This is a genomic window from Streptomyces sp. NPDC088730 (assembly GCF_044751215.1).
Lineage (GTDB): Bacteria > Actinomycetota > Actinomycetes > Streptomycetales > Streptomycetaceae > Streptomyces.
This window is the reverse complement of the sequence record NZ_JBIVLK010000022.1, coordinates 24,563-49,631: the sequence shown is the minus strand read 5'-3', so window position 1 is coordinate 49,631 and position 25,069 is coordinate 24,563. Positions and strand designations below refer to the sequence as shown.

Genomic DNA, 25,069 nt, shown 5'->3' with positions numbered 1-25,069 from the left:
GGACGGCCTGTCCCGCACCCGAAGCCCGGCACGAGTGGCGGGGTGTCGGATACGAGGCAGGGCGCCCGGGTCAGCGGACGTCGTTGCGGGTGCGGGAGAACATCCCACGCTGGTTGCTGGTGTTGTTGATCTGCGTGTTCTGCACGACGGGCGCCTCGTACACGTTGTTCGTGACGGCGCTGCGGGCCTTGTTGATCGCGCCGCCGATCGCGGTGGCGACCATGGCGACGCCCGCGAACGGCAGGGTGACCATGAGGACGCCGTAAAGCGTGACGGAGGCCAGGCCCTGGAGCACGAGCCAGGCCCCGCAGCCGATGCCGGTGATGCCGGCGCCCACACCGATCGAGGCCACCGCGATCCCGGCCGCCCACGCGGGCACGATCCGCTTGTCGTCCTGATGGACGGGCGGGGTGTCGCCGTACGCGGGCAGCTTGGTGTCGTCCCGGAACGACGTCGGGAACTGCCGCACGGGCGGCGTCTCGGTCCGGAAGGACCGCGTGATGATCCGCTCGGCTTCGGCCTTGGCTTCGGCGTCGGTGAGCGGGCGGGTGATGTGGTCGAAGTCCACGGTGATCTCCGTTTCGGGGCAGACGCGGGGAGCCCTCCCCGCCGGATCGGCGGGGAGGGCGCAGGGGGCGGGGGAGCGGGGGGCTACCGCTGGTCGGCGGCGGCCTCGAGCGCGGCGGCCGTCGGGTACTGCGTCAGCGGCCGGCGGTCTTCGGAGCGGACCACCAGGCCGTTGCGGCGGCCGGTGCGCAGCAGCTCGGTGACGAGCGCGCGGGCCTCGGGGCTGGCCGCCAGGATGTCGGCGGCGTCGTCGACCAGGAGCACCAGGGGGCGGTTCATCGTCGTGTTCTCCTTCTCGTTCGGCGGGGCCGGGCGGGGCTGGTCAGAAGCTGCTGATCCATCCGGTGATGGAGGAGACTGCGCTGGTGATCGTGGGGGCGATGCCGGTGCTGGCGAGGAAGAAGCCGAACAGGCAGACCGCGATGCCCGGCATGATCCGCTGGTAGCCGGTGCGCACGAGGATGACGACGATGATGCCGAGCAGGACGACCAGGGAGATCGACAGGGCCACGGGTATCGGTTTCCTTCGGTGAGTGGATGGTGGGGGCGGGTCAGCTGTCGGCGCGCTGCCAGACGCCGCGCTTGACGGTCTTGGCCAGGCCCTTCGCCTTGAGCTGGGAGCAGGCGTTGCTGACGCTGGAGGGCTGGAAGCCGGGCAGCGCCTCGCGTAGGTTCTTGAGGCTCATGGGTCCGTCGGCGAGCAGGTCGAGGATCTGGTCCTGGAGGCCGGGCTCCTCGCCGGGGTCGTTGCTGAGGCCGAACGGGATGTCGCCGAACGGGTACGCGAACGGCGCCGCGGTTTCCTCGCCGTCGCTGTCGCCGTCCGGGTCCGGGGTGCTGGCCGCCGGGGTGCTGCCGGGGGCGTCGGAGAACGCCTGGGCGAGGGTGTCGCAGTCGGCGTACGGGTTGGTGTGCCGCACGCCGTAGATCGCGGCCCCGGCCTGCGCGGCCTTGGCTTCGCCCTCGGTGAGCCCGTTGGCGGGTTCGTCGCCGTACAGGGCGATCAGGTCGGGGTAGACGCCGTCGACCTTCTCCGCGAAGAAGGTGCGCATGAACTTCGCCCGGCCGTCGAGGAACATGTACGCCATGCCCGCGGTGGACTCGCCGTCCTCGTCGTCCTTGCCGGAGAACAGTGCCTCGATCTGCCCGTTCTCGTAGATTCGGGCGGGGATGTTCTCCATCTGGAAACCGGCCGGGGCGATGCCGTCCAGGCCCATCTCCTTGGTGGAGGAGGAGGCGGTACGCATGAGGAACAGCGCGCCGACCTTGCCCTGCTGGCGGATCGCGTCGTCGTCACCGAGGTCCTTGAGGTGCAGGGACTGCACGGCGAGCCGGATGCCGATACCGACCTTGCGGCCGGTCTTCTGGATGTCGGCGATGAGGTAGGCGGTGGCCTTGCGCATCGCTTCGTCCGGGTGGGACAGCAGCCGGTTGATCTCGTCCAGCGTGATGTTGATGAGCGGCCACGGCCGCCCGAGCGCGAAGTCGCCGCGCCCCATCTCGTTGGAGAGCCGCTCGCGGTACTTCATGACCGCGTGTGCGGCCGTGAGCATCAGGAGCGTCTCCACCGGGCCCTTGGCGAACCAGTCGACCCGCCCTTCCGCCTCGGGCAGCGACATGCCGCCCTGGACGTCGCCGACCCAGGAGACGACGCCGGAGCGCTTCTCCGCGGCGAGGATCAGGTTCTGCAGGACGGACTTGCCCGCGCCCGTGACGCCGGCGGTGATGCCGCGCAGCGCGCCCTGGCTCGGGTCCCACAGCCGCATCCGGGCGGGCTTGCCGTCGTGACAGACGCCGATGGTGACGCGGCCCTTGGAGTCCATCGTCAGGTCTTCGATGGTGGCCTTGCGGACCTTCATCAGCGGGTTCGTCTTGTAGATGGAGACGACGCCCTGGCGGATGCCATCGGTCTCGATGACCAGCCGGGACGGGTCGTCGATGCCGAAGGCGGAGCAGATCGCCGTGTGCGGCAGGCGGATCTCCTTGCCGGGCGGGGAGGCGACCAGCAGCACGATGCGGTGCGGTTCGGCCCGGTAGTCGAGCAGTTCGACACCGGGGGCGGCCTTGCCCGGGGCGCAGACCGCGGTCTCCCACAGGCCACGGATGCCTTCGGCGACGGCCTCAACGTCCTCGGAGGTGGGGCGGGCGACCAGCCGCATCCGTCCGGGCCCCGAGCCCTGCACCGGGCGCATCTTCACGGTGCCGACCGGGAAGTCGAACGCGGCGGCCAGCTGAACCTCGGTGAAGGTGGGCACCGCCTTCCCGGCCTGGGCGACGACGACGGCCTCGAAGTCGGGCCGGTCGGCGCGGAACGGGGTGATGGACACCAGGCGGGTGCCCTCGCCCGTGGCCTGCTGCCACTTCGCGGCGAGGAACTCGGTGTACGTCAGCTCCCGGGTGGGGTCGGCCTGCGCCTGCTGCTCGCTGAGCTCCAGGACCAGGCCGGCGCTGCGGGTGAGCGGCGCCATCCAGCCCATCAGGCCCGCCCACGCGGCCGGGGCGACGACCTCCCACCAGTTGAAGCCGGGGGTGATCAGGTTCGCCACGTAGGTGCCGGCGGCCGTCAGGAACGGGATCGCCCGCTGCGCCCGGGTCAGCATGCCCAGGCCCTGGTCGGGGTCCTTCGTTTTCGCGTACAGCCAGGCCAGGGTGCCCAGCCCGATCCCGCCGGAGGCGAGGTAGGACCAGGCGCTGTCGTCCAGCTGCGGGCCGACGGCCATTCCGGCCGCCGCGAGGGCGTAGGAGGTGCGTTCGGCCAGGACGCGTCGGTAGATGACGTGGCCCGGGACGCTCTTGGTGGTGTCGACGGCCGGGGCCGCCTGGTCGATGGTGCTCAACACAGCCTCCGTTTCGGGGCAGGGCGCAGCCGGGGCGCGCCCGGCTGTCGGGTGCGGCCCCTGCTGCTGCGGGGGTGGGGTGGGTCAGCGGCGGCGGCCGGAGCGCCGGTAGAAGCCGGGCTTGGCCTGGCGGACTCCGGAGCCGTTGGAGGCTTCGTAGCCGGGGCGGTACTCCCGCTCGTGCGCGCCGTTGAAGCCGCGGGCGTCGGTGTCGACGGCGTCGGCGGCGTTGACCATCTCGCCGGACGCCTCCGCGACGCCGGTGAGGGCGGTGGAGGTGTCCTCGATCATCGAGGTGAACTGGGGCTCGACTTCGGCCTGGCCGCACATCTCCGACAGGCGCATGGCCGCGTTCGCGTTGGCCTGCATGTGGGAGCGGAGCAGGTGCATGCCCTCCTTGAGGAAGAGAGCGGAGGCGGCGAGCTTGGCGGTCCGGCCCGCGAGGGCGAGGAAGCCGTTGCCGCTGCTGGCGTTGCCGGTGTTGGCGACGCCGTTGTTCATGCCCGGGATGGCGGGGAGGTTGTCGCTCACGTGCTGATCTCCTCTCAGTTCTCGTTGTGGACGCGGGCGGCGGGCACGAGCAGGCCGGCGTCCTCGGTGGCCTGCACGAGGGGCCGGTAGGCGTCGAACATCGCGTTCTCCGCGCTCTCGGAGAGTTCCGCCGCCGTCAGGGACTTGGTGGCCATCTCGTCGGCCTTGCGGGCCAGGAGCTCCATGGACTCCGCGAGCTTCGCCATCGCGGCGCCGGTCAGGCGGCCGATGACGTTGTGCGTGGAGCGCAGGTCGGCGGCGAGTGCGTCCAGCTCGTGCCGGATCTCCCGCGCCTTCGCGGAGAGCTTGTTGCAGGTCTCGTGCGCCGTGAAGCTCTGCGCGGTGAGCTCCTCGAGGACGTCGAGCGTGTCGTCGAGGGTGACCTCGGTCTCGTGCTGCGCGTCCATGTCCGCGACGCTGCCGCTGCCCCACTTCGTCAGCCAGGCGTCGCTCACGCTGTTCTCCTTCGTGCTCGGGGTTCCGGCGGTGGGAGTGCTCGCGCCGGACGTCGACGGGCCGGACCCCGGGGAGTCGGCCCGCTCAACCGTGATCGGATCAGCCGGAGCGGACACCGCCGTCGCCATGCCCATCGCCTCGAACGGCGACAGGCGCGGCGCGCCGGTGCCCGGCAACGTGCCGCCGCCCGGCGGGGTCGGGGCGGCGGTGGCACCGGCGACCGCAGCGGCCGGGGCCGGGGCAGCTGCCGGGGGACCGGCCGGACCCGGCGTCGGGGGCGGTGTGGTCGTACCGGTCGTCGGCGCCGGGCGAGGCCCGGGGACCGTGGTGGTGCGCATCCGGGCGCGCTTGCGGGCCCGCGCCTTGGCCGTGGACCAGGGCGTGCGGCGGGTCGGCGCGGTCGCGGCCGGGCCGGCCGGTGCCTTCGTGGCGGGCCCGGCGGGTGTGGTGCTGCCGGGCTTGGGGGTCTTGGCCTTCGGGCCGGTCTTCTTCTTCGGCTTCCTGACCTTGACCTTCGTGACGATGGGTGGGCCCATCTTCTTGCGGCGGCGCTTGAGCCGCTTCTCAAGCGTCTCGTTCACCGCCTCGCCGAAGGTGGTCCGGCCCCGCGCTGCGGACTTCATCGCCCCCAGGACCTTGCGGCTGTACTCCTTCTGGAAGCGCCGGCACTTGCGGCAGCGGCAGCCGTACTTGTCGGTCGCCGCGAACGTGCCGTGCGCGATGCCGGGCGTGAGCGTGATCTTCTTGCCCTTGCGGGACTTCCCGCCCGGCGTCTTGGGCACCGAGGCCGGGCCGGTCCCGCCCTTGCCGGTGCGGGTCTTGCCCTTCTTCCCGCCGCCGCGCTTGCTGCCGGGCGCCGTGGTGCCCGCGCCGCTGCTGCCCTTCCCCTTCGGCTTCGTCTTGGGGCCGGTGCCGGAGGTGGTGGTGCCGGGCTTCTTGCGCAGGATCCCGGACGGGCCGGTCGTACCGCGCGGCGACTTCTTCGTGCCGCTCTTGGGGCCGGTGCCGGTGCCCGTGCCCTTCGAGCTGGTGGTGCCGGGCGTCGTCTTCCCGCCCGACCCCGTGCCCTTGCCGGGGCTCTTGGTGGTGGGGCCGGTCGTCTTGCCGGTGCCCGTCCCGGAGCCCGGTCCGCGCTTCTTGCTCGGACCGCCGGACGAACCGCCGGCCCCGGTCCCGCTGCCGGGACCGCGCTTGCGGTTCGTGGTGGAGCCGCCACCGGAGCCGGACCCTCCGCCGCCGTTGGGGGAGCGCTTACGCCCGCCACCACCACCGCCTCCGCTGCCCGGCCCCTTGCCGCCGCCCGAACCCCCGGAGCCGCCGGACCCGGAGGAGCCGGGGCCGCGGTTCTTCTTCAGGTTCACGCCGCCGCCCTGCGAAGTGCGGCGCAGCGGGGTGACTCCGGAGCCGCCCTTGCCGCCGCCGGAGCCGGAGTTGGAGTTGGAGCGGCCGGGACCGGAGCCACCGCCGCCGCGCCCGCCCCGGGAACCGCCGCCGGAGCCGCTGGGCGAGCGGGTCGTCGACCCGCCGCGCCCCCGGCCGCCCGAGCCGCTGTACGACCCGCTGCCGCCCCGCCCGGACCTGCCCGGACCGGAGCCGCCGGAGCGGCCTCCCGGCCCGCCAGGACCACGCTGCAGCGTCTTGCGGCCGTACTCGTGGCTGGGCTGCACCTGCTTCTTCGAACTGCCCCCGGAGGAGCCGTCCTTGCCGGTGCTCGCGGTCTTCGCGACCGCTTCACGCTGCTCCCGGTTGGCCCGGCCCGTCGCGACGGCGTGGTGGATACCGCGCATGGCCGCCAGGGAGACCGCGAGGATCGCGGCCAGGGACAGCGATCCCAGGCGCGGCGCGGCGGGCTGTGCCCCCTCCGAGCGGAAGGTCGCCGGGACCATCCCGCCCCCCGTCGCGGGTGCCGTCGCGGGGGTCGCGGCGGGGTCCGTGGCAGCGGTGAACGGGGTGCCGAGACCGGGCTCGGGAAGGGTCGCGATGACGCCCATCGGGTCGGTTCGCGTCGCGGGTGCAAACGCTTCGGGCGTGGCCGGGGAGGCGTCTGCGGGGGCGACGAACGGCACGTCGGCCGGGGCCAAAGCAGGGGGTTCCGCGGGGGGTTCAGCAGGGGCCGTGTAGCCCACGCGGGGGAAGTGGATCAGGTTGTTCGGGCCGTCGTCGTCGGCCATGACGTCTCCCTCTCGGAGTTGACAGACGGTCACCGCCTGGGGCATCCTCGCGCGCGCACGACACGCGCGCGCCTTGGGGTGCTCCGGGCGGCGAGGAAGAGGCGGTGATGAAGAAGAACTTCGTCACCCTCCGTTGTTCTTGTAGAAGTCGTGCAGCGCCTTGGTAAGCGCGGGCCACACGTTCGGCTTCCCGTCGCGTTCGGCCTGGCGGGCCAGAGTCCGGCACGCGTCGTACCAGACCCCGGCCCGCTCCTGGTCGCTCTGCGCCTCCGCGATCCGCGCGTTCCAGTGCTTCGCGCGGTTTTGCGTCTGCCGAGGCGTCGTCACCCCTGCTCTCCCTTCGGGAAGTAGTCGTTGATCGTGCTGGTCGGCCGCTCACCACCGGCCGCCATCGGCCACTGGTTCCAGGGGTTGTCCGGGGCCACGAACTCCGCCGGCCTCGCCTGCGGGACCGCGCCCGGGACCTGCTCCTGGGGGGTGTTGAGCGCGGTCACCGTCTTGTTCAGCGAGCTCGCGACGGCCGCGCCGACGGCGGCCTGGCGGCCGTTCTTCCGCTCCAGCTTCTTGGCCTCCGCGACCGCCCTGCGCTGCGGGAGCTCCAGGACCTCATTGACGTAGGTCGCGTACAGGGCCTCCGCCTTGCTCGCGGCCTCGCCGGACGCCTTCTGCATGGCCTTGAGCTGCCGCGACACCTTCCAGGCGCGGATCCTCTTGGCCATCCAGCGGTCGCCCTCGATCGGCGTCTGCTCCAGGCGCCGGCGCACGATGTCGGCGATCTGCCCGTACTGCTGGGCATCGCGAACGTGCTGGTCGCGGACGGTGGCGGTGAAGGCCCGCAGGCCCTCATCGGTGAACAGTGCGTTGATATCCATGAGCTGCGGTTTCTCCTTCTCCGGGCACGCCCGGCGGGGATGGGAGGGGAAAGGGGCCCGCAACCGATCGGCAGGGCCAGGGAGGTGCGCTCCACCGCGCTCGGGATGCGGTGGAGGGATGTCCGGCCTGCCGGCCGTGGCCGCCACCGGTCCGCGCTCACGCTCGGGAGCGTGGGCGCGGGCCGGGGACGACCATGAGCGGCAGGGGTTCTACCGAGAGAGGTGAGCGCGTCGGCGCTCACCGGGCGCTCGCCTACGCGCTCGGGGTGGCCTCTTCGACCTGAGCGCGCAGACGCTGCGCGGTCGGACGGGAGACCGGTTCGTCGGACAGGCCCGCCTCGGTGAGCGCGTCGCGGATCTCCGTCCACTGCGGGCGGCGCCCGAGCTCGGTGTAGAGCCGACGGATGCGGGAGTGGCGGCGCTCGGTGAGCGCGTCACTCTCGCTGCGCGTGAGCGCGCCGTCCGCTCGCTGAGCGTCGTCGTCCTCCGTGTCGCGCTCACCCTCGTGAGCGCCGGAGGTGAGCGCCGGGCGCTCGCGCTCGCTGTCCGTCTCCCCAGGGGCGAGCGCGCTCACGTCGGGGTGAGCGCGGGCGCTCACCTCCACCCGCTCGATGGTGTGAGCGTCCTCGGGGGTGAGCGTGTCGGCGAGCGCGGCGGGTGCGGAGCCGAGCTTGAGTGCCATCCGCTGCTCCAGCGGAGCCTTGCTCCGCCACCGCCGCCCGTACGTCTCCTTGAGCTGCGCTCGCAGGTAGGTCTGCTCCTGGAGGCGGGTGAGCGCCTCCTCGTAGGAGGTGATCTCCCACAGGATCATCCGGCGGCGCAGCCGGGCGGTGGGGATCGGGGCGAGGATCCAGCGGGAGCGGCGCACCGTCTCCATCCGGACCTTGCCGGTGACCGCGCCGATCCGCGTCGCGTAGACGTGGGAGGCGATCTCGGAGAACACGACCCACAGCAGCGTGAGGGCGGCGTGCCCGAGGCGGCCGGAGGCGGAGTCCGAGGCGTTCCAGTTCAGGTACACGGTCACCGCCGTCAGCGCGCGGGGCACCCAGCGGATCCAGCGCAGCTCCATGCCCATGCGGATCAGGACCAGGTTGGCGCCGGTGAACGCCGGGATGGCGACGTCGATGCCGACCGGCAGCAGCCACGGCCACTCCCAGCCCCATCCGGCGGCCTTGGTCTCCAGCGCGGTGTAGGAGGAGAGCAGCCCGAGGGTGGAGACGACCGCGGCCGCCAGGACGATCCCGACGACCAGCACCAGCTCCTGCCCGGACAGCGGCGGCACCCCGCCGGCGGGCCGGGCCTCGTCGCGGGCCTTGCGCCGTGCGGCGCGCGACTCCGCCCGGATCTCCCGGCGCCGCGCCCGCTGCACGGTGCGCTGCGTCGCCGCCTCGAGGATCCGGTCCGCTTCGGCGCGGGCCTGCGCGGCAGCGACCTGATCGGCCGTGGCCTGCGCCGCTGCCTCCCGGGCCGTCGCCGCGTCGGCTTCGGCCTGCTCGCGCAGCCGGGCGGCGTCCTTGTCGGCCGCCGTCCGCAGCTCCTCAGCGGAAGCGCGGGCGTCGGCCAGGGCGCGGTCGGCGTCGGCACGAAGGCCGGCAGCCACCTTCTCAGCTCCGGCCCGTACCTGCGCGGCCTGGCCGTCCGCGCTCTCGCGCATCCGGTCGGCCTCGCCCCGCACCCGCTCCAGCACCTGTTCGGCGTCGGTGGTGGCCCGGGTACGGGTCTCCACCGCAGTGCGCTCTGCACCGGCCAGCAGCTCGGTGCGCTGCGTCTCCGCGTCGGAGAGGACCTTCGCGGCGGCCTGCGCGGCCTCGGCACTGACCTGCTCCGCCTGCGCGGCCGCCGTGGTGGTGACCTCCTGCGCCTGGCGGCGCGCGTCGGCGAGCAGCTGCTCCACCGTCGCCTTGGCTTCGGCGAGGACCTTCTCCGCCTCACCGGCCGCCGTCGCCGCGACGGTGTCGGCCTGGTGGCGCGCGTCGGCGAGCAGCTGTTCCGCCGCCGTCTCGGCAGCGGCGCGGACCTGGTCGGCGTCGGCGGCCGCCGTGGTGGCGGCCTCCGTACGGACCCGGTCGGCTTCCTTCATCGCGTCGGCGATGATCTGCGCCTGCTCCGCGTTGACCGCCTCGGTGAACGAGGCGGCCTCCGTACGGGCGCCGTCCAGCAGTTCGGCGGCGAGCACCTGGCCGTCGGCGAGGATGCGGGCCGCGTCGGCGGCGGCCTGGTCCCGAATGTCGGCGGCGCGGTCGGCGGCGTCGGCCAGGACCGAGTCGGTCTCCGGGAAGACGGGCGGCACCGTCTCCTCGGGAGCGGCGGCCTGGGCAGGGATGGAGGCCGGCGGCGGCGTCGCCTTGGCGCGCCCGGCGCCGCGGGGCTTCGTGGTCGTCGCGGGCTGGCGCCTGCGGCGGGTGGCGGGCTTGGTAGCCACGGGGTGTCCTCTCTCTTCCGGGCGCCTCGTGCAAGAGGTCACCGTGGATCTACGGCGGTGGGTAGGGTCGTGACCAGGCCCTCCGGGGCCCCGGCAGCTCAAATGCCGGGGACTCGGAGGGCCGTTGTGCTGGGGAGGTCAGCGCCGGACGGGCAGCGTGCTGCTGTCCTGCGCGAGGTGCTGGCGCAGCCAGGCAACGGCGGCCGGGGTCATCGCCCCGGTGTTCGTCTCGCTCAGCGGCGCGGTGTCGATGTCGTGCATCGCGTCCGTTGCCGGGAGCGGCCGCGTGTAGTCGGGGTCGATCCCGGCGCGGGCACGGTTGCCGCTCAGCTCCGTCAGGTCGTACAGGAGCTTGCCGTTGTGGACGTTCGTCCAGGACCTCTCCACCCGGCCGACGAACGTGTGGCCGGGCAGACCGAGCCAGAACCGCTCGACATCGCGGAACAGGACCAGGTCCCCCTTGATGTAGTGGGTCTGCGGTCGTACGGCGGGCTGCATCTGCGGCTGCTGTGCCATGGGTTCTCCTCGTATCTCGTGCACCGGCGCGGGGCCGGCGGATCCGGGCTGTCCGGCTCCCAGTCACCGCCCGAGCCGGCCGCCAGGAGAGGCGGCGGTGCGGGCGGATCAGGCAGCCGTCAGACCGCAGCGAGCGGGCGGCGCGGGGCGACGACCTGGCCGTCGGGGAGCAGCTCGCCTGTGTCCTCGAAGAGCAGTACGGCGTTGCACAGCAGGCTCCAGCCCTGCTCCGGGTGAGCGGACACGACGTGCGCGGCCTCCCGGTCCGGGCTGTCGGCGGTCGGGCACTTCGGGGTGTGCGTGCACAGCGAGTCCGGCAGCGTGGTGCCGGTCGGCGCGGTGTCGAGCTGGGTGCTGGTACGCATGGGCTCTCCTGCGGGGAGGAAGCGATCCCGGGATCTTCCCGGGCCGGAGACGTACGAAGAGGCCGGTTGCCCGTCGTGCGGACAGCCGTTGTGCGGCGGTGCTGCGAGGCGGGCAGGGATTTCGCCGAGGCTCCCGTGCGGCGGGAGTCAGGCGGTGGCACGGCGGGGCTGCTTGCAGCAGCCCCGGGCGTGGTCCTCGGCGAAGCCGCGGGTCACCTGGAGCGTCCAGGCGTACTCGCCGCAGCCGCTGCAGTCGCTGCTCAGGGACCCGTCGGTGTCCCGGTATACGTACACGACGCCCCCGGCCGGCGTGGGGATGCGGTTCACCGTGACAGGCACGGGGGAGCCGTACACCTCGGTCTTCGGCTCGATGGCCCGGCCGGTCGGGGCGGGCGCGAACGTGAGGATGGAGTGGGTGGTCATGGCGTGCCCTTCTTGGCGCGTAAGTGGCTGAGGTAGGAGTCCTGTAGCCGGTCGGTTCGTACGGGATGGAGGTCGGTGGCGCGTGGCCGGCGTCCCATGCCTGGGCGGCCGCCGTGGCGGCGGCCGCGAGCAGAAGGTGGGTGAGCGGGTGGCCCAGACCGCGTACGGCGAGGGCCCGGACCGCGCGTTGCTGTGCGGTCCGGGCGGCACGTATGTATTGCACGAGCGGCTACTTCTGGCCGGTGCCGCCGCAGCTGGGGCAGGGCTGCATTTCAAGGCTCTGGTAGTGGGTGCCGTCTCCGCCGACGTGATTGACGGTGACCATCTTCTGGCCAGTGCCGCCGCAGGAGGTGCAGGTCATCGGGTCGCCCCCGTACCGCCGCAGGCGGTGCAGGACTGCCAGTGCTGCCGGGTGACACCGTCGCTGCTGGTGTCGATCATCTTGCCGCCCGCCCCCTGGCAGCTGCTGCACTGCCCGCCCGCCACCAGCCCCGCCGGAGCAGTCGGGGTGAAGCTGAGCTGCCGGGCCATCCGGAGCACCGGCTGCCGGGTCTGGCCCGGGGCCATCTCGGCGAGGGTGCGGCGGGCCTGGCGGCCGGCGGCGTGGGCGCGGCGGTCACCGTCGTCCACGAGGCCGCGGACGATCTGGTGGAACTGGTCGGTCTCGTCGCGCTCGAAGCCGCGGCCGTCGTCCCCGCCGCGGTCGTCCTGGCGACCGATCTCACGGCCGACGTCGGCCGCCTTTCCGGCGCGGGGGGCAGGGACAGCTCCGGTGCAGGTGCAGGACTCGAAATCGCCGTGGCACTGGGGGCACTTGCCGGTGAGCTGCGGGCTGAGCGTGGTAACGCTCATGCCGGTGATCTGCTGCTCACCGGCGGCCCAGCGTGTGTGCCGGGCCTGAGTGGATGTCATCCTGTGCATGCGTAGATCCCCTTTGTTGGAGGGTGAGCTGCGAAGACGAACCCCCGGGGCCGTAATCCCTGGGGGTTCGTCGTGTTCCGGGGCCGGTTGGGCTCCGGAGCTGCTGTACGAGCAGCCACGGCCGGTCACCCCGACGAAACGGGGTGACCGGCCGTGGTCGTTGGTCCAGCGCCTACCAGCGGTGGGTGAGGTCTTTCTCCTGCCGCTCCAGGACCGCGATCGTGGTCTCCAGGTCGGCTCGCTCCCATGGGGAGCTGGTGGTGAGCTTGGTCGGGGTGAGGAGCATCTTGCGTAGCGCGGTCAGGACATCGCGGACGCGCTGCTGGTCGGTCTTGTGGACCGGGTCGGCCGCCTTGCCCCACTGCTGGTCGTGCAGCAGGCGCAGTGCCCAGGCGCGCTTGTCGGCCCACTCCTCCTGTTCCGTCTGCCTCTGGCGGCGGAGGGGTGCGGTCCGCTGTGTGTGGGCGGCGAGGTGGGCGAGCCGGCGGCCGTCCGCGCACCGGGGGGTGGCGGCGGAGCAGGTCGTGCAGCTCTTGACGTGCGTCTGCTGCAGCTTGCGGGCCGTCTTGTCGTCGACGAGGCCACCGACGATCTGCATGACAGCCGGGGTGGGCATCGGCTGGGGCTTGCGGATGACGCGGTCGGCGCGGCGGCCGTTGGTCTCCGAGATGCCCTCCTCCAGGCGGCGGGACCACGTGGCGACGGTGACGTTGATCGTGACGAGGCGGTGGCTGCCGGGGCAGCGGACCGGGTCTTCGGTGCCGGCCTGCTCGGTGTGGTGGGGGACCAGCTTGGCCGTGGCCCGCTGCGTGTCGGCGACACGGATCGGGACCCACGTGCGGCAGGACGGGCAGACCAGGGAGATGCAGGCGGGGTCGAGGTCGTACTCATGCGCCGGGAGCTTGGAGACGACGATGGGGTCGAGGTGGCTGATCGTGCGGGACCGCGTCCGGCGCTGGCGCTGACGGCTGACGGTCTCGATCTCACGGACGGATGCGGTCATGGGGAAACTCCTCACGAAGGCGGGCCGGTAAGGCGTCGCGGGTGTCCTCTCGGCCACGCCAGGACCCACCGGAAAACCCGGGCATCCTGACGGACCGACAGCACATACGCGCTGCGACAGTTCAAACAGCAGTCACGGACACAGGGAGGAGTTAGTTGCCTCAGACTCCCCGAGGCCACCGAAGTGGCGACTGGTCGTGCAGTGGTACTGAGGGCGTAACCCCTACCCAACGGAGCGTTAGGGCTATCGCTATCGCCTAGTAGAGACCATGCCGGGCGCCCGAGTCAATACCGATAGCTCTATTCGTGTCGATCGGTTGTGCTCGCTCCTCGTCCACTGATAGAGCTAGCCCTAGAATCAGTTCCTCACAGCACTCTGAAAGGTGGCTTCGATGCCCGTCTCGTATCGCGACATCGCCGCTGACCTGCGACAACAGATCAGTGAGGGGCGATACATGCCGGGCGACAAGCTGCCGATGCTGACCGAACTTCAGACTCAGTACGGCGCTGGCTACCAAACGGTGCGAAGCGCCATCGCTCTTCTGGAGCAAGAAGGTCTGGTCGTTGCGGTGCGCCGCAGAGGCACCATCGTGCGAGAGCGCCCAGAGAAGCGACGCATCACTCGGTCCCGTCAGGTCTTCCGCGACGAGATCGGCTACTACTTCGACCCGACGGCGCAGCCGTGGGGCGCCCTCGAGGATCCCACCCTGCGATGGGGCGTTGTACCGGTCGATCTCGCTGCCCTGATGGGCCTCGCCACTGGCTCCGAAGTCCTCATTCGGGATCGCGTGATGGGTGATCCCGAGACCAGAAAGCCGAAGCAGCTGGCCACTAGTTATCTGCCAGCTCACCTCGTCCGAGGAACTCGCCTCGCGGAGGCGGACACAGGACCTGGAGGCATCTACGACCGGCTGGAGGAGATGGGCCACCGTCCGCTCCGCTGGAGCGAAGGTGTTTCGGCCCGCATGCCCTCGCCCGAAGAAGCAGAGGCGTTGAACCTTCCTGCTGATGTGGGCGTTCCGCTCCTGCGCGTCGTGCGAGTCACAACCTCGCCAAGCGGTGAGGTCGTTGAGCTCAACGACACCAGAATGAGCGCCGAAGAATTCGAGATCGGCTACTCCATCCGGCGCCACGCAAGCGCTCGTCTCGCAGACGACGAGGGATGTGATGACGAACACTGACCGCACCTCCCGCCCCAATCGCTGTTGGAGGAGACCCGCTGTCATAAGAACCCTCCGATCTACTCATCCAGTGAGGGCCATCACACTCGGACCGCACGAAACGGACCATCACAAGGGCATGTCGAAGCCCGTACACAGCCTCGTTCACGGGTTTTCAACATCCACGTACACATGGGATTTGGGGCGCGAGCCCTAGGCTCGCGGCATGACGATGACGGAGGGGCACGAGGTGGGGAAGCAGCGAGCAGGGTGGCGGCCGGACAAGCTGCGCGAGCAGCGGGAGGCTCACGGCCTGACCCTGGAGAAGGCCGGAGAGCAGCTGCGGGAGGTTGTTGAGCAAGCCAAACTGAAGGGGATCCCTGCGGCGAACCCTCAGACCCTGTGGCAGCACGAGCAGGGCGAGGTCTACCCAGGCCCGCACTACCGTCGCGCCTACTGCCTTCTCTACCGGGCCACCGAGCCGGACCTGGGTTTCCGAACCGCTCTGCCCGGCGAAGAGACGTCGTTCCAGCTCACGCCGATGGACGACCGCCTCACCGGCGCGCATGTCCTGGCCGTCGAACGCGCCATCCACAGCATCTCGCCCGGAAGCGAGGACGCCGGGCACTTCGCTCTCCAGCAGCGCATCATCGACGCCTGGAAGCGGAGGCACACAGGCGGTGACCCGCACCGCCCCGTCCTGATCCTGGTTGGGGGGTATGCCGGGAGCGGCAAGACGGAACTGGCGAGGTTCTTCGTCCAGCTCACCGGTTGGCCTCTGCTCGACAAGGACCCGCTCACCCGACCGCTGGTGGAACGCCTCCTGATCGCTTTGGGCGGCGATCCGAACGACCGGCACACCGAGCTCTACAGGGAGCGTGTCCGGTCGGTGGAGTACGACTGCCTCATGCAGTCAGCCATGGCGAACATCAAGTGTGGGATCAGCACCGTGCTCTCCGCTCCGTTCATCGCGGAGTTGACCGACGCGGCCTGGATGCAGCGCCTCACCAACAGGGCCGCGGCGCTGGGCGTGGACGTCTTCCCGGTGTGGGTCCGCTGTGATGAAGAGTCGATGCGGGAGTACATCACCTTCCGCTCGGCTGCTCGGGACGCGTGGAAGCTCCAACGATGGGACGAGTACATAGCGACCATCGACTTGGACCTGCGCCCTGCGGTGCCGCACCTGGTGGTGGACAACCGGCTGGGCACCGCGGTGAGCCTCGCGGATCAGGCCCGTCAGGCGATGAGGGCGATGTACGCGTGAACCCGAAGCAGGGCGTGATCCTGTACGGTCCGCCGGCGTCGGGCAAGGACACCGTCACCGCCGCGCTCAACGAGCTGAACTCGAAGTACGCGCAGTTTGCGCGGCTCAAGGTCGGGACGGGCAAGGCCGCCGGCTACCGAATGGGCACGGCGAAACAGCTGCACGAGCTGGAGGCCGCGGGCGACGTCGTTTACGCGAACGCACGGTACGGCAACACGTACGTGATCGATCGGCCCGGCGTCGACGCGGCGTTCGCGGCTGGGGTGCCTGTGGTGCACCTCGGGCAGGTCGACGGTATCCGCGCGCTGGTCAACGGCTACCCGGCTGACTGGTCGTTGGTGCTGCTGTGGTGCCCGCGTGAAATGTCCGAGCAGCGGTCGAGGGAGCGCGGCGACAGCGACACCGCGGCGCGCCTGGAGGCGTGGGGCGCGACCCGTGAGGATCTGGACACGCACCCGGGTACGGCCTGGGATCTGACAGTCGACACCATGGCGGCGGCGCCGCAGGACGCAGCGCGGCTCATCGACCAGCTGCTGGCGCAGCGGGCGGGAGCAGCGCCGACATGAGCACGGGCTACGGCTGGGCGAGGCGGTCCAGGGCGTCGATGAGCGTGAGCTCGCTGTCGTCCTTGGCCTCGTGCCACCGTGCCAGCGTGGACGCGGCCGCGCGCAGCATCTCCGGTGGAAGGCCGGCGGCCGCGAGCGCGTCGGCAGCTTCTTCCAGCTCGGGGCCCCAGCGCCAAGCGCGGGCCGCTGTCTTGGCGACGTACTGCGGCTCGGACAGGTACGAGTCGGTGCGCTTCGAGGCGACCTCGATGAGCTCCTGGTCGACGCCGTGCTCGCGCGCCATCCCGAGCGCAAGCGCCACCAGCACCCGCGAGGTCTTCTGGAACGCGGCGTACGACAGCTTCAGTGCCGATGCCTTCCCCACCTCCGTACCCAGCCCTTCGGCCTGGACGGCGGTACCCGCGAACAGCGCCTCGATGCGGGCGGTCGCGTCAGCGGGCCCGGACAGGTACAGGGTCGGCGTCTTGCCACAGACCGGCGGGGAGCCGACCACGCCGCCGTCTACGACGGTCGCTGCTGGTGCGAGCAAGACGGCGATCCGCTGGACGCGCTCGGGGTTGATGGCGTTCGCCTCCACGTACACCCCGGCGAATCCGTGCGCGGCGACATCGCGGGCGAGGTCCTCGGCAGCCGCCGACGGGCAGAGGCTGATCACCGTATCGGACTGGTCCAACAGTTCCTGCAGTGTGGGGACCGGCTCCAGGCCGAACCGCTCTGCGCGCGTGGCGCTCGCTGAACTGCGTCCTTCCGCGCACCACAGGACCCGGGCCGCGTTGGTCGCGGCGCACGCGGCGACGGCCGCACCCATGCTTCCGGGATGGAGGATGCCGACGATCTGCTGGTCCACGGTGCTACTCCCAGGTCTCGTTGAGCAGGATGGTGATGGCGTCGGTGACGTCGTCGACGACGTGGTGCGCGGCGGGGAGTCCGTCGGGCCATGGTCGGCCACGCAGCCAGATGGTGCGAAGGCCGGCCTGGTGGCCGCCGCCGATGTCCCCGGCCGGGTTGTCGCCGATCATCCAGCCGCCGCCCGCGAGGCTCACGCCGCACCGGGTGGCCGCGAGTTCGAAGAGGCGCCGGTCCGGCTTGCGGATCTCCAGGTCGCCCGAGGCGGCAACGCCATCGACCAGGGAGGCGAGGCCGGTCCCGGCGAGTTTGGCGCGCTGGATGTCGCTGGCCCCGTTGGTGATGATGCCGATCGTCCAGGCGGCAGCGCGCAGGTGGGCAAGGCCCTGGAGGACCTCGGGGCGGCAGGTGACGGCGACCGACATAAGGTCGACGTACTCCTGCCACAGGTCCGCGGCCGACGCCTCCAGGCCGAAGGCATCCCGCAGCCGGACGAAGTCGTTGGCGGTCGCGCGGTCGGCCAGCTCGGTGCGCAGCCACTGTTCGGCGTCTGGGGAGATGGCGCGGGAGCGGCACAGGCACGTCAACGCGTCGCTGAGCGCCGACTGCCGGTCGGCCAGCGTGCCGTCCAGATCGAAAAGCGCGAGTCGGTACACGGTCCCGGACCCTACCGGGCGTCGAGCGCAGCGCCGTTCATGACCGCAGCACACCCCCACCAGAGATCAAATAGTGTATGTTTCGGAGATCTATCGATCATGGGAGTCTGCGCTATGTCTGACCCGGACCGCTTGAAGCGGGTCGACGCCCTGCTGGAGGGCCTGGATGACGTCCTGCCGCCGCCGCGTGTGCGTAGTCAACTGCGCCTCGCCGCGAACCTCACCCAGCAGGAGATCGCGGATGCGGTGGGCGTGAAGCGGCTTGCCGTCGTGCGGTGGGAGTTGGGGAAGAGTAACCCCCGGCGCCCGCAGCGGCAGGCGTACATCCACCTGCTCAATCAGCTCGCAAAGCGCTTCCCCAAGGCCGCTGTACTGGATTTGGGCAGCGCGACGCCGACCTCTGAATCCAGGGGGTCGGGATGACCTAGTGGCCATCGGCCGCGCGCGCCAAGAAGCGGACTAACCTCCCGCTGCCCCGCGCGGCCCGTCTACCGACCGGCTTACCACCGTGTCGGTCGCCCAGGTCCCAGTTCGTCGCTGGTCCTGAGCCGCGGCTTATCAAGCCGCTCATTTCACACGGCCCCTCATCAGGGCCACTTGCACCACCGGCCACTAACCACGGCCACCACAGCCAGATCAGTACCGACTCGCTTCACCCGCGGGCCCCCACCACAGGGGCCACGCGGTTCAGCAGGACCGGGACGGGAGGAGAAATCTCCCCCCACCCGATCGGTGTCCGCCCTCTTCTCACGAAGGGGGCGGCCCCTGACACATCCAAGGAAGGTCGGTCCAGCCCCGAGAGGCTCTGGTCCGTCCAGCTACATGGAAGGCAGGTCGTCCTCATAGTGCCTGAAGTGGTGTCCCCCTGTCAGCTTGGCCTTGTCCGTTTCACCCCGGTTCAGGCTCGGCGGTCGTCCCGTGTGACGGGATCGGCGTACGGTTCATCCGCCTTTTACCGGTTCGTACCGGAAGAGGGGTTTCCGGTAGGAAGCTACAACTGCGGCGCTTTCGGGGCGGTCTCGAAGGGCTCGGTCGCGGCGTCGACCGCCCCGCTCGTGCACCCGCTCGCGGAGATCATCGACAACCGCGTCGATGACGCCGTCCACACCGATGGCTTCCCGTGTGGCGGGACGGCTTCCAAGATTGTTGCCCGCCGTGCGGGAGCGGCGGGGGCAATCGGGGCTCGTCGGCCTCTGTCCACAGGGCTTCCGTTGCAGGGTCGGCGGATGGATTACGAAGCGCGCGTTCGGCCTGCTGAGGGGGGTGTCCGCTTTGGCGTGTACACCGGCCCGATGACACAGGCGACGTTGGGATGTTCGGCCCTCGCGGTGGCCGCCGCTCCGGTCGGGGCGGTGGGGCGATGAGTAGCACGGTGGTACCGGTCGCCGCGCTGATTCCTGCCCCGCGTCCGTCGGTCGACGGCGAGACGGTCTCCGTGCTGTCCGAGTCCTCGGGCGGGCGGGTCTGGGAGCGTGTAGGGGGAGGTGAGCAGGACGTTGTGTGGACGCGGTCGCGTCGTGCTGAGCCGCGGTCGTGGGTGCGGTCGCTGGGGTGGCTGATGGGTGCGGGGCTGCATCCGGAGGCCAGGCCGACGACGTTGGTGGTCGCGGAGGATCTGGCGGGCCGGATGGATTTCCGGCGTGGGATCGTGGTTTACGACCTGAAGGGCACCGCGAAGCGGACCGGTCTGTCGCTGGCGACGGTGAAGCGGCAGGTAAAGGTGTTGCGGGAGCTGGGTGCGCTGGTCTGGCTGGTCCGCGGCTCGAAGCGCAACCTCGCGCTGCCGGGTGAGCCGTATATGGCGACGGCGACGATCTACGCGGCGGTGATCCCGCCGGTGTTCGACGAGGCGATGGGGCACCGGCTGGCCGGGGCCGGGTACGAGGGCCGCGTGTGCGGGGTGACCGAGGCCGGCCGCGAGCGTGCGGTCGCCGCGGTGACCGCACGCAGCAAGACCCGGCAGGCACGTCGCACCGGGCGGTCCGGCCGGTCGGGTACGGGTGTCCGATGCCCAGCCGCTCCCCAGCAGCCCCAGGGCGCACATCCTGTGGATAACCTGGGTGTGAATAACTCCAGCTCACAGAGCCATGAGCCCCATTCTCCTGGTAGTTACCACCAATCACCTGAAGCTGAGGTTGAGAGTGGTAGTAAAGACACCTCGCAGGCGAGCCGTCGAACCGCAGCCTCCCCCTCGAACCAGAAAAAGCGCAGCGGCGGCCGGTGCGGGAGCGGCCGTCCGGCATGGCAGGTTCAGCGTGACATCACGATCGCCCGGCAGGTGCGGCCGCTGGTGGGCTGGACGCAGCGGGCCGGTCTGCGGCAGCTGGCGTTCGCGCTGCGCCCGCTCATCGATGAGGGCCTGGACGTGGACACGATCGCCGCTGAGCTGCACGCCTGGCATCTGAGCTGGCGCCCGGCCCGCCCGGCCGCATACATCACCGCCCAGCTGCGCCGCCGGGCCCTGCGGCAGGCCGCCCTCGACCACGCCACGGCCCCGCAGGCCAACACCGCGTGGGTGGCCTGGCGGGAGCAGCAGCACCAGGCGGCCGCCGTGCTCGACCAGATGCTCGGAGCTGCTGCCGTTCCGCGTACGGATGCGGACCGGCGCCTGGCCCGGCAGCACGGCATTTACGACCCGCAGCTGGTCATCGACGCCTACGAGGACGATCCCGACGACGCCTTCGACCTCTACGGCATCAACCTCGTCTCCCGGATCTGCGGGGGACTCGCGAACCGACGCCATGTCCGGCTGGGGGCCTGACCATGACGAACACCAGTAATCCCGTCGACCCGCCGGTCGCGGCCGGAGTCGACCTGGCCAGGGTTGCGCTGCGCGCCGCGCAGGCCCAGGCCCGGCAGCAGCCCCCCACCAAGAAGCCGGCACGCCGCCGGGCGTCCTCAGTCCGGGGTGATGGCCGTGATCCGCTCGGACTTGGTGCTGTCCTTGGGCGCCTGGTGGTGGAGCGGGCCTGGGACGTGCCGGTGGCCGGAGGTCGGCTCTCCGACCGGTGGGCCACGATCGCCCCGCACCTGGCCGGGCATGTGCAGCCCGCGGGTTTCGACGTGGACACCGGTGAGCTCCTCCTGCACGCCGACTCCGACGCCTGGGCGACGAAGGCACGCCTGGACGCTGCGGACATCGTGACGGCGGCGAACCGGGCCGCTGGCCGGATCGTGGTGCGCAGTGTCAAAACGCTCTGCCGCCCGCAGCCGACCGCACTGGGCACGACCCCACGGGCAACAGCCCCGGTTTCGGCACCGGACAGCACACCGGCACGTGCAGTCCCGGCGGCAGCCGCTGAGCCTGCGGTGAAGTCGGCCGGCTTCCGCGAGGCTCTGCCGCTCAGTCCTCCCCGCCGACGCGGGGGTGCTCCGGAGCTTGATGAGCGCGGGAAAGCCAGGGCCGACGCCAGACTCACGATCGTGCCCGATCCCCATGCCCATCTCCCCTCCGCCGACGATCCCGGCGGAGCAGGCCGGACGACAACCGTCACCGGCCGCGTCCGTTTCTCGCTCGGCCGGTGGGTTCTCGCCCCGCGTACGACATGGCAGGCACGCCGGACGAGCGCGGTTACGCCATGGCCCAGCTGGAAGACGAACGGCGCGCTGCTGGCTGAGGGGCATTTAGGCGTTCGCCCCCGGACGGGTGGCCGCCCAGGGAAAGCTACTCAGGAGGGAGAGGTGCCGTCGTGGGGCCTCTGCTGATCGTTGTCCCCGTCGCCGTCAGCTGCCGGAGGGCCAGCAACCTGCTCCTCGGTGCTGCCGGGGACGCCGTCGGCGGAAGCGTCGTCGCTGGTGGGGGAGGAGCGGTCGTCCAGGGTGATGGTGACCGGCTGGCCGTGCGCGGCCAGGCCGGCCAGGCGGGCCTGGATCCTCTTGTACAGGGTGGCAGCCAGCTCCTGGTCGCCGTCGCCGTCCCGGGCTGTGTGCCTGACGGCGTGCAGGCTGATCAACAGGGCGATCAGGGAACGCCCGGACACGGCGGCCCGGATCCGCTCGTCACCTTCGGCGGTGACCTGCGGCGGCACCCGGAAGTGCTGGTGGCGTCCGGCCTGGGCGGTGATGAACTCCCAGACGTCGCGGTGGCACAGCAGATCGACGGAGGAGACCCTGGCGGCCTGCTGGAGCAGTTCACTGTGCTCCTTACTCACCTCGCCTGCTGCGGGCTCCTGGTCGTCCGACTGAGAGCGCAGCTGCTCCAGCCCGGCGCGCAGTCCGATGGCCTCTTCCCGGAGGGCGGCGAGCTCGAGGCGAGACTCACGCCGGGCCTCCTGCAGCTGCTCGCGCACTTCCTGGATCGCTTCGCGCAGCTGGTCCCGTACCGCAGAGGCATCCTCGGTTACGCGGTCCTTGCTCTCTGCCAGGAGAGCGCCGATCGGAGCGAGTTCCGTGGCGAGGGCGTCGCGTACGGCCTGCTGGATGAGGTCGACGGGCAGTACAGCGTCGCCCGGCAGTTCGCTGTCGGTACCGTTGCGCTGCGCCGGGATCGCGGGCTGGTCGAATTCCGGCGGGAGCTCACCGTGCTGCGTGATGGTGGCCACCGGGGCCGTTTCCGGTGCGGTGCCGTAGAACGTGGAGGGCTCGGAGGCCGGTACGTCGCGGGCGACGGGCTCGTAGGAGGGCGCGTGCGCTTCCGAGGTGACGGGTGCCGGAGCGGGCGGGGTCATATTGTCGACCGCCGCCCGCACATCGCGCATCTCGGCTCGCAGCTCGGTGACAGCTCGGCTGACCTCCGAGTTCAGCATGTCCCCGCTGGCGGACAGCCGGTCCCTCGCCTCGCGGAGGTTGGTGCGCATCCGGCCGAGTTCATCGACTACGGACTGGGCCGTCTCCCGCTGCGCTGCCTGCCCACTCACCTGAAGCTTCTCCACGCCCTTGTCGAGCGCATCCCGCAGCTCGTTGCCCGTGTTCGTGACAGCGGTGTGCAGCATCACCAGCGTTGTGGCGAAGTCCGGGTTGTTGTCCCGAGCCATTGGCCCCCCTCTGAATTGCACTATGTAGTCAGATGTGTTCGCTGCGTATGCTGCCCGAGTGGCTCTTGCTCTGCGAGGGAATCGCATCAACTCGGTCCAGAAGGAAGCCTTCTGGCCAACACAAAGATCCGTTTCGGCCGTGATGCCGCGGTCTCTGGGGAGCATCCGGTGCGTAAGCGCACACTGAGCTTCCCCCCGATGAGCCACGGCCCGGCTGGAGCAGACCCGGGTCATCGTGGCCCGCCAACAAAGCACCGACAGCGTCAGGCGCTAATACCGCAGCCCTCGAATACCAGCGCTTTACCAGTGGCACGCGGACACGCAGGACGCCTTGATCGTCGGCTTCGCAGGCCCGGCCGACCCCACCACCTGGCGCTCCTCTTCGGTGACGAGGACTGCCCGGCCCGGATCTCCGCTCGGCTGGAGCCAGCCCTCGCCCGCCGCATCGGGGAGCCCTCATCCTTTGAGCCCGTAGCTGTACAACGGAAATGAGGCTCGGATCCACGTCTCGCGATCCGGGTGCTCTCCCGTTCGGGGGCGGTGAGTGCGTTCTGCTGCAGGTGAGGGGAATCAGCCATTCCCATGCGGTATTTCGTCGTTTGGGTGGGATGGGCAGGGTGTGGTGGAGTGATCGGCCGTAGTTTCGTCGCGCTGTCGTCATGGCGGGTGCACAGGGTGCCTGAGTGGTACGACGGCGAGGGGGAAGTACTTTGTTGTTCGGACGAATGCGTACGGCTGTGACCGCTGCCGTGGCGCTGACTGTTGCGGGTACATGTATGGGGGCAGCTCAGGCCGACCCGTCCCACAATGAGCTGAAGGTGACGCAGAGCTCGGCGGCCATGGCTGCCAGTGCGGCCGCTGGCGCCACGTGCCAGGTCAACGCGACTGTCTACAACCGGAATGTGGCGTGCCAGACCTCTCAGGCGAGCGTCCAGGTGCTGCGTAACGGCAAGGAAATCGGGCGGGCCACGTTCACGATCAGCCACGAGATGACGCTCGCCAAGAAGTCGCTGAAGTGGTCGGAGACCACACGCGTCAGCAAAGCGGCGATCACCGGTAGCGCCAGCGGTATCCGGATGGCGACATCGGTCTCCTGCGGCAGCCCGTGCAAGGCGACCAGCCACGTCTCCAGCCACACGCTGGGGGCTGCCTTCTCCGGCAAGGTCGACTACAGCGACGGGGTCAAGAAGAACAAGATCCACAGCAGCGCGGCCAAGTACACCTTCACGTTCACCAAGCCCGGCTACACCCTGGGAAGTTTCTCGTATTCCTCACTGGGCTTCCGCTGCGACGACTCCTTCTGGAACGCGGCCAACACCCGCCGCATCCTGAGCCCCGGCTGCGTCTTCCCGAAGTACAAACCCACCCTGACGACCATGAGCACCCTGCCCAACATCGCGAAGAACATCCGCCGGATCCAGGGCAAGGGCGGGCACTACGGCAAGCCCGGCTCCGGGCACCCGCTGCGCCGTCTCACCAGCGACACGAAGGCGAACGCGAACCGGCGGGCTGTCTGCGGAAAGGTGAAGCCTGTGCCCGGCAAGTCCTGCGATGAGTACCCGTTCGCCAGGACCTACGAGGGTGGTACGGCGCTGCCGGCAGCCAGTCGTGGAATTGCTATGGTCCCGGCCACGGAGCAGGACAAGCAGGGGGGCCGGATCATCGGCTTCTACAAGCAGGAGCGCGTCATGGACAAGGATGGCTTCTGGGTCGCGGTCTGACGCGACGCGAGTGTTTCATGCCGCGGTCCCACGCACCGGTTCGGGTGTGTGGGACCGCAGCATGGTGTCCGAGGTGGAGGATCGGGGAGTGATGGCGGTTCAGGGGCCGGGCCGAGTGCGGGTTTCGCATCATCAGTACGTCATGTTCGACACGGATGCCGAGGCTCCGGGGCAGGGCATCGACGTCAGGCTCGAAGGTAATGGGTTGGTCCGTGTCAATGACGAATCGACCTACGCCTCGGTCCTGACCGGCACCTCCTATGGCGTCGTCGATGTCGTTTTCGACGTGACCGGCGTCGAGCCGCCGCTGGACTGCGAAGGCTGGGACGAGGTCGTCGAGGTCAGTCTGTATTTCCCGGCTGAGGGCCCCCTGGTGGGCGATCCCCTCTCCGACGACCTGGACGAGGTGCCCCTCCTCGGAGATCCGGAGGAGTACCAGTGGTGGAGGTTCCGGATCCACGCACGCGGCCGGGACACGGCAGCCGCCGCCGGCGATGTCTACGTGGATGAGGGCGACACGGTCCTGGAAGAGCACCTCGTCCAGATTTGGGCCGCCCCGCGGACAGCCGAGATCCGGCATCGGCTCACCGACCAGGCCGGCCGTCGAAGTCGCACGGCCGACACCGATAAGTACGCCGAGACAAAAGCTGCGGAGACGGACCGCGAGGCGCTGCCGCCCACCCCGGACCAGTACAAGCACCTCACCCCGCAGCACACCGAACTGAACGCTGACACCCTGGACGGCACCGACAGTCCCGCGTAACCCCGACACCCGGCCGAATCCGTGCCGCGATCCCGGG

Annotated in this window: 25 protein-coding genes; 8 read left to right on the top strand and 17 right to left on the bottom strand. The window is 70.6% G+C overall.

Annotated features, from left to right (window positions below; genetic code table 11):
- Positions 1 to 70: 70 nt before the first annotated feature.
- The 14 genes from ACIP89_RS35155 to ACIP89_RS35090 form a co-directional block, all read right to left on the bottom strand.
- Entirely contained in the window at positions 71 to 568 is a 498-nt protein-coding gene (locus tag ACIP89_RS35155) for a hypothetical protein (RefSeq protein ID WP_402118455.1), read from the bottom strand.
- A gap of 83 nt (positions 569 to 651) precedes the next feature.
- Positions 652 to 846 carry a hypothetical protein gene (locus ACIP89_RS35150; RefSeq protein WP_402118453.1) on the bottom strand — a complete coding sequence of 65 codons (195 nt, stop codon included), beginning with the start codon at positions 844 to 846 and terminating at the stop codon, positions 652 to 654.
- 43 nt (positions 847 to 889) lie between these two features.
- Positions 890 to 1,078, bottom strand: coding sequence for a hypothetical protein (locus tag ACIP89_RS35145; RefSeq protein ID WP_402118452.1), 189 nt, complete (start codon positions 1,076 to 1,078; stop codon positions 890 to 892).
- Between the two features lie 40 nt (positions 1,079 to 1,118).
- Complete coding sequence (locus ACIP89_RS35140; protein WP_402118449.1) at positions 1,119 to 3,404, bottom strand: winged helix-turn-helix domain-containing protein; 2,286 nt, start codon at positions 3,402 to 3,404, stop codon at positions 1,119 to 1,121.
- An 84-nt stretch (positions 3,405 to 3,488) separates the two neighbouring features.
- Positions 3,489 to 3,935 carry a conjugal transfer protein TraB gene (locus ACIP89_RS35135; RefSeq protein WP_402118447.1) on the bottom strand — a complete coding sequence of 149 codons (447 nt, stop codon included), beginning with the start codon at positions 3,933 to 3,935 and terminating at the stop codon, positions 3,489 to 3,491.
- Between the two features lie 14 nt (positions 3,936 to 3,949).
- Entirely contained in the window at positions 3,950 to 6,562 is a 2,613-nt protein-coding gene (locus ACIP89_RS35130) for a hypothetical protein (protein ID WP_402118446.1), read from the bottom strand.
- Between the two features lie 123 nt (positions 6,563 to 6,685).
- Entirely contained in the window at positions 6,686 to 6,889 is a 204-nt protein-coding gene (locus ACIP89_RS35125; RefSeq protein WP_402118445.1) for a hypothetical protein, read from the bottom strand.
- Positions 6,886 to 7,434, bottom strand: a complete 549-nt coding sequence (locus ACIP89_RS35120) for a hypothetical protein (protein WP_402118444.1) — start codon at positions 7,432 to 7,434, stop codon at positions 6,886 to 6,888. Before ACIP89_RS35120 ends, ACIP89_RS35125 begins: the two co-directional genes overlap by 4 nt.
- A gap of 253 nt (positions 7,435 to 7,687) precedes the next feature.
- Positions 7,688 to 9,856, bottom strand: coding sequence for a DUF2637 domain-containing protein (locus ACIP89_RS35115; RefSeq protein WP_402118442.1), 2,169 nt, complete (start codon positions 9,854 to 9,856; stop codon positions 7,688 to 7,690).
- Positions 9,857 to 9,994: 138 nt separating this feature from the next.
- Positions 9,995 to 10,372, bottom strand: coding sequence for a hypothetical protein (locus tag ACIP89_RS35110; protein WP_402118441.1), 378 nt, complete (start codon positions 10,370 to 10,372; stop codon positions 9,995 to 9,997).
- Between the two features lie 119 nt (positions 10,373 to 10,491).
- The gene (locus ACIP89_RS35105; RefSeq protein ID WP_402118561.1) at positions 10,492 to 10,680 is read right to left on the bottom strand and encodes a DUF5999 family protein; all 189 of its coding nucleotides are present in this window, start codon (positions 10,678 to 10,680) and stop codon (positions 10,492 to 10,494) included.
- A gap of 204 nt (positions 10,681 to 10,884) precedes the next feature.
- A complete protein-coding gene (locus ACIP89_RS35100) occupies positions 10,885 to 11,160 on the bottom strand; it encodes a hypothetical protein (protein WP_402118440.1) in 276 nt (91 codons plus the stop codon).
- 357 nt (positions 11,161 to 11,517) lie between these two features.
- Positions 11,518 to 12,072 carry a hypothetical protein gene (locus tag ACIP89_RS35095; RefSeq protein ID WP_402118438.1) on the bottom strand — a complete coding sequence of 185 codons (555 nt, stop codon included), beginning with the start codon at positions 12,070 to 12,072 and terminating at the stop codon, positions 11,518 to 11,520.
- 181 nt (positions 12,073 to 12,253) lie between these two features.
- On the bottom strand, positions 12,254 to 13,084 hold the full coding sequence (locus ACIP89_RS35090; RefSeq protein WP_402118437.1) for a hypothetical protein: 831 nt from the start codon (positions 13,082 to 13,084) through the stop codon (positions 12,254 to 12,256).
- Between the two features lie 391 nt (positions 13,085 to 13,475).
- Here ACIP89_RS35090 and ACIP89_RS35085 point away from each other — a divergent pair, with 391 nt between their 5' ends.
- From ACIP89_RS35085 to ACIP89_RS35075, 3 genes are all read left to right on the top strand, one after another.
- Positions 13,476 to 14,264: a GntR family transcriptional regulator gene (locus tag ACIP89_RS35085; RefSeq protein ID WP_402118435.1), complete on the top strand. Its 789-nt coding sequence runs from the start codon at positions 13,476 to 13,478 to the stop codon at positions 14,262 to 14,264.
- Between the two features lie 205 nt (positions 14,265 to 14,469).
- Positions 14,470 to 15,507: an AAA family ATPase gene (locus tag ACIP89_RS35080; protein WP_402118434.1), complete on the top strand. Its 1,038-nt coding sequence runs from the start codon at positions 14,470 to 14,472 to the stop codon at positions 15,505 to 15,507.
- Positions 15,504 to 16,073: a guanylate kinase gene (locus ACIP89_RS35075; RefSeq protein ID WP_402118432.1), complete on the top strand. Its 570-nt coding sequence runs from the start codon at positions 15,504 to 15,506 to the stop codon at positions 16,071 to 16,073. Before ACIP89_RS35080 ends, ACIP89_RS35075 begins: the two co-directional genes overlap by 4 nt.
- Before the next feature lie 7 nt (positions 16,074 to 16,080).
- Here ACIP89_RS35075 and ACIP89_RS35070 read toward each other — a convergent pair whose 3' ends face one another.
- Together ACIP89_RS35070 and ACIP89_RS35065 are read right to left on the bottom strand one after the other, a co-directional pair.
- On the bottom strand, positions 16,081 to 16,920 hold the full coding sequence (locus ACIP89_RS35070) for a DUF1932 domain-containing protein (protein ID WP_402118430.1): 840 nt from the start codon (positions 16,918 to 16,920) through the stop codon (positions 16,081 to 16,083).
- Positions 16,921 to 16,924: 4 nt separating this feature from the next.
- Positions 16,925 to 17,575, bottom strand: coding sequence for an HAD family hydrolase (locus tag ACIP89_RS35065; RefSeq protein WP_402118429.1), 651 nt, complete (start codon positions 17,573 to 17,575; stop codon positions 16,925 to 16,927).
- Positions 17,576 to 17,689: 114 nt separating this feature from the next.
- Here ACIP89_RS35065 and ACIP89_RS35060 point away from each other — a divergent pair, with 114 nt between their 5' ends.
- From ACIP89_RS35060 to ACIP89_RS35050, 3 genes are all read left to right on the top strand, one after another.
- On the top strand, positions 17,690 to 17,998 hold the full coding sequence (locus tag ACIP89_RS35060; protein ID WP_402118427.1) for a helix-turn-helix transcriptional regulator: 309 nt from the start codon (positions 17,690 to 17,692) through the stop codon (positions 17,996 to 17,998).
- 937 nt (positions 17,999 to 18,935) lie between these two features.
- Positions 18,936 to 20,336 (top strand): cell wall protein, encoded by a 1,401-nt coding sequence (locus ACIP89_RS35055; RefSeq protein ID WP_402118426.1) that lies wholly within the window; start codon positions 18,936 to 18,938, stop codon positions 20,334 to 20,336.
- 2 nt (positions 20,337 to 20,338) lie between these two features.
- Positions 20,339 to 21,280: a DciA family protein gene (locus ACIP89_RS35050; RefSeq protein ID WP_402118425.1), complete on the top strand. Its 942-nt coding sequence runs from the start codon at positions 20,339 to 20,341 to the stop codon at positions 21,278 to 21,280.
- Here the strand turns inward: ACIP89_RS35050 and ACIP89_RS35045 are convergent.
- Positions 21,244 to 22,548 (bottom strand): hypothetical protein, encoded by a 1,305-nt coding sequence (locus ACIP89_RS35045; RefSeq protein ID WP_402118423.1) that lies wholly within the window; start codon positions 22,546 to 22,548, stop codon positions 21,244 to 21,246. The genes ACIP89_RS35050 and ACIP89_RS35045 overlap by 37 nt on opposite strands.
- A gap of 902 nt (positions 22,549 to 23,450) precedes the next feature.
- On the opposite strand from ACIP89_RS35045, the gene ACIP89_RS35040 reads away from it, so the two are divergent.
- Together ACIP89_RS35040 and ACIP89_RS35035 are read left to right on the top strand one after the other, a co-directional pair.
- Positions 23,451 to 24,269 carry a NucA/NucB deoxyribonuclease domain-containing protein gene (locus ACIP89_RS35040; protein WP_402118421.1) on the top strand — a complete coding sequence of 273 codons (819 nt, stop codon included), beginning with the start codon at positions 23,451 to 23,453 and terminating at the stop codon, positions 24,267 to 24,269.
- Positions 24,270 to 24,330: 61 nt separating this feature from the next.
- A complete protein-coding gene (locus ACIP89_RS35035) occupies positions 24,331 to 25,032 on the top strand; it encodes a hypothetical protein (protein ID WP_402118419.1) in 702 nt (233 codons plus the stop codon).
- Positions 25,033 to 25,069 lie beyond the last annotated feature (37 nt).

Bases quoted from the DNA above. Each gene is read 5' to 3' on its own strand.
- ACIP89_RS35150 (WP_402118453.1), bottom strand. From the start codon at position 846: ATGAACCGCCCCCTGGTGCTCCTGGTCGACGACGCCGCCGACATCCTG.
- ACIP89_RS35130 (WP_402118446.1), bottom strand. From the start codon at position 6,562: ATGGCCGACGACGACGGCCCGAACAACCTGATCCACTTCCCCCGCGTG.
- ACIP89_RS35120 (WP_402118444.1), bottom strand. From the start codon at position 7,434: ATGGATATCAACGCACTGTTCACCGATGAGGGCCTGCGGGCCTTCACC.
- ACIP89_RS35110 (WP_402118441.1), bottom strand. From the start codon at position 10,372: ATGGCACAGCAGCCGCAGATGCAGCCCGCCGTACGACCGCAGACCCAC.
- ACIP89_RS35100 (WP_402118440.1), bottom strand. From the start codon at position 11,160: ATGACCACCCACTCCATCCTCACGTTCGCGCCCGCCCCGACCGGCCGG.
- ACIP89_RS35095 (WP_402118438.1), bottom strand. From the start codon at position 12,072: ATGACATCCACTCAGGCCCGGCACACACGCTGGGCCGCCGGTGAGCAG.
- ACIP89_RS35090 (WP_402118437.1), bottom strand. From the start codon at position 13,084: ATGACCGCATCCGTCCGTGAGATCGAGACCGTCAGCCGTCAGCGCCAG.
- ACIP89_RS35085 (WP_402118435.1), top strand. From the start codon at position 13,476: ATGCCCGTCTCGTATCGCGACATCGCCGCTGACCTGCGACAACAGATC.
- ACIP89_RS35080 (WP_402118434.1), top strand. From the start codon at position 14,470: ATGACGATGACGGAGGGGCACGAGGTGGGGAAGCAGCGAGCAGGGTGG.
- ACIP89_RS35060 (WP_402118427.1), top strand. From the start codon at position 17,690: ATGTCTGACCCGGACCGCTTGAAGCGGGTCGACGCCCTGCTGGAGGGC.
- ACIP89_RS35055 (WP_402118426.1), top strand. From the start codon at position 18,936: ATGAGTAGCACGGTGGTACCGGTCGCCGCGCTGATTCCTGCCCCGCGT.
- ACIP89_RS35050 (WP_402118425.1), top strand. From the start codon at position 20,339: ATGACGAACACCAGTAATCCCGTCGACCCGCCGGTCGCGGCCGGAGTC.
- ACIP89_RS35045 (WP_402118423.1), bottom strand. From the start codon at position 22,548: ATGGCTCGGGACAACAACCCGGACTTCGCCACAACGCTGGTGATGCTG.
- ACIP89_RS35035 (WP_402118419.1), top strand. From the start codon at position 24,331: ATGGTGTCCGAGGTGGAGGATCGGGGAGTGATGGCGGTTCAGGGGCCG.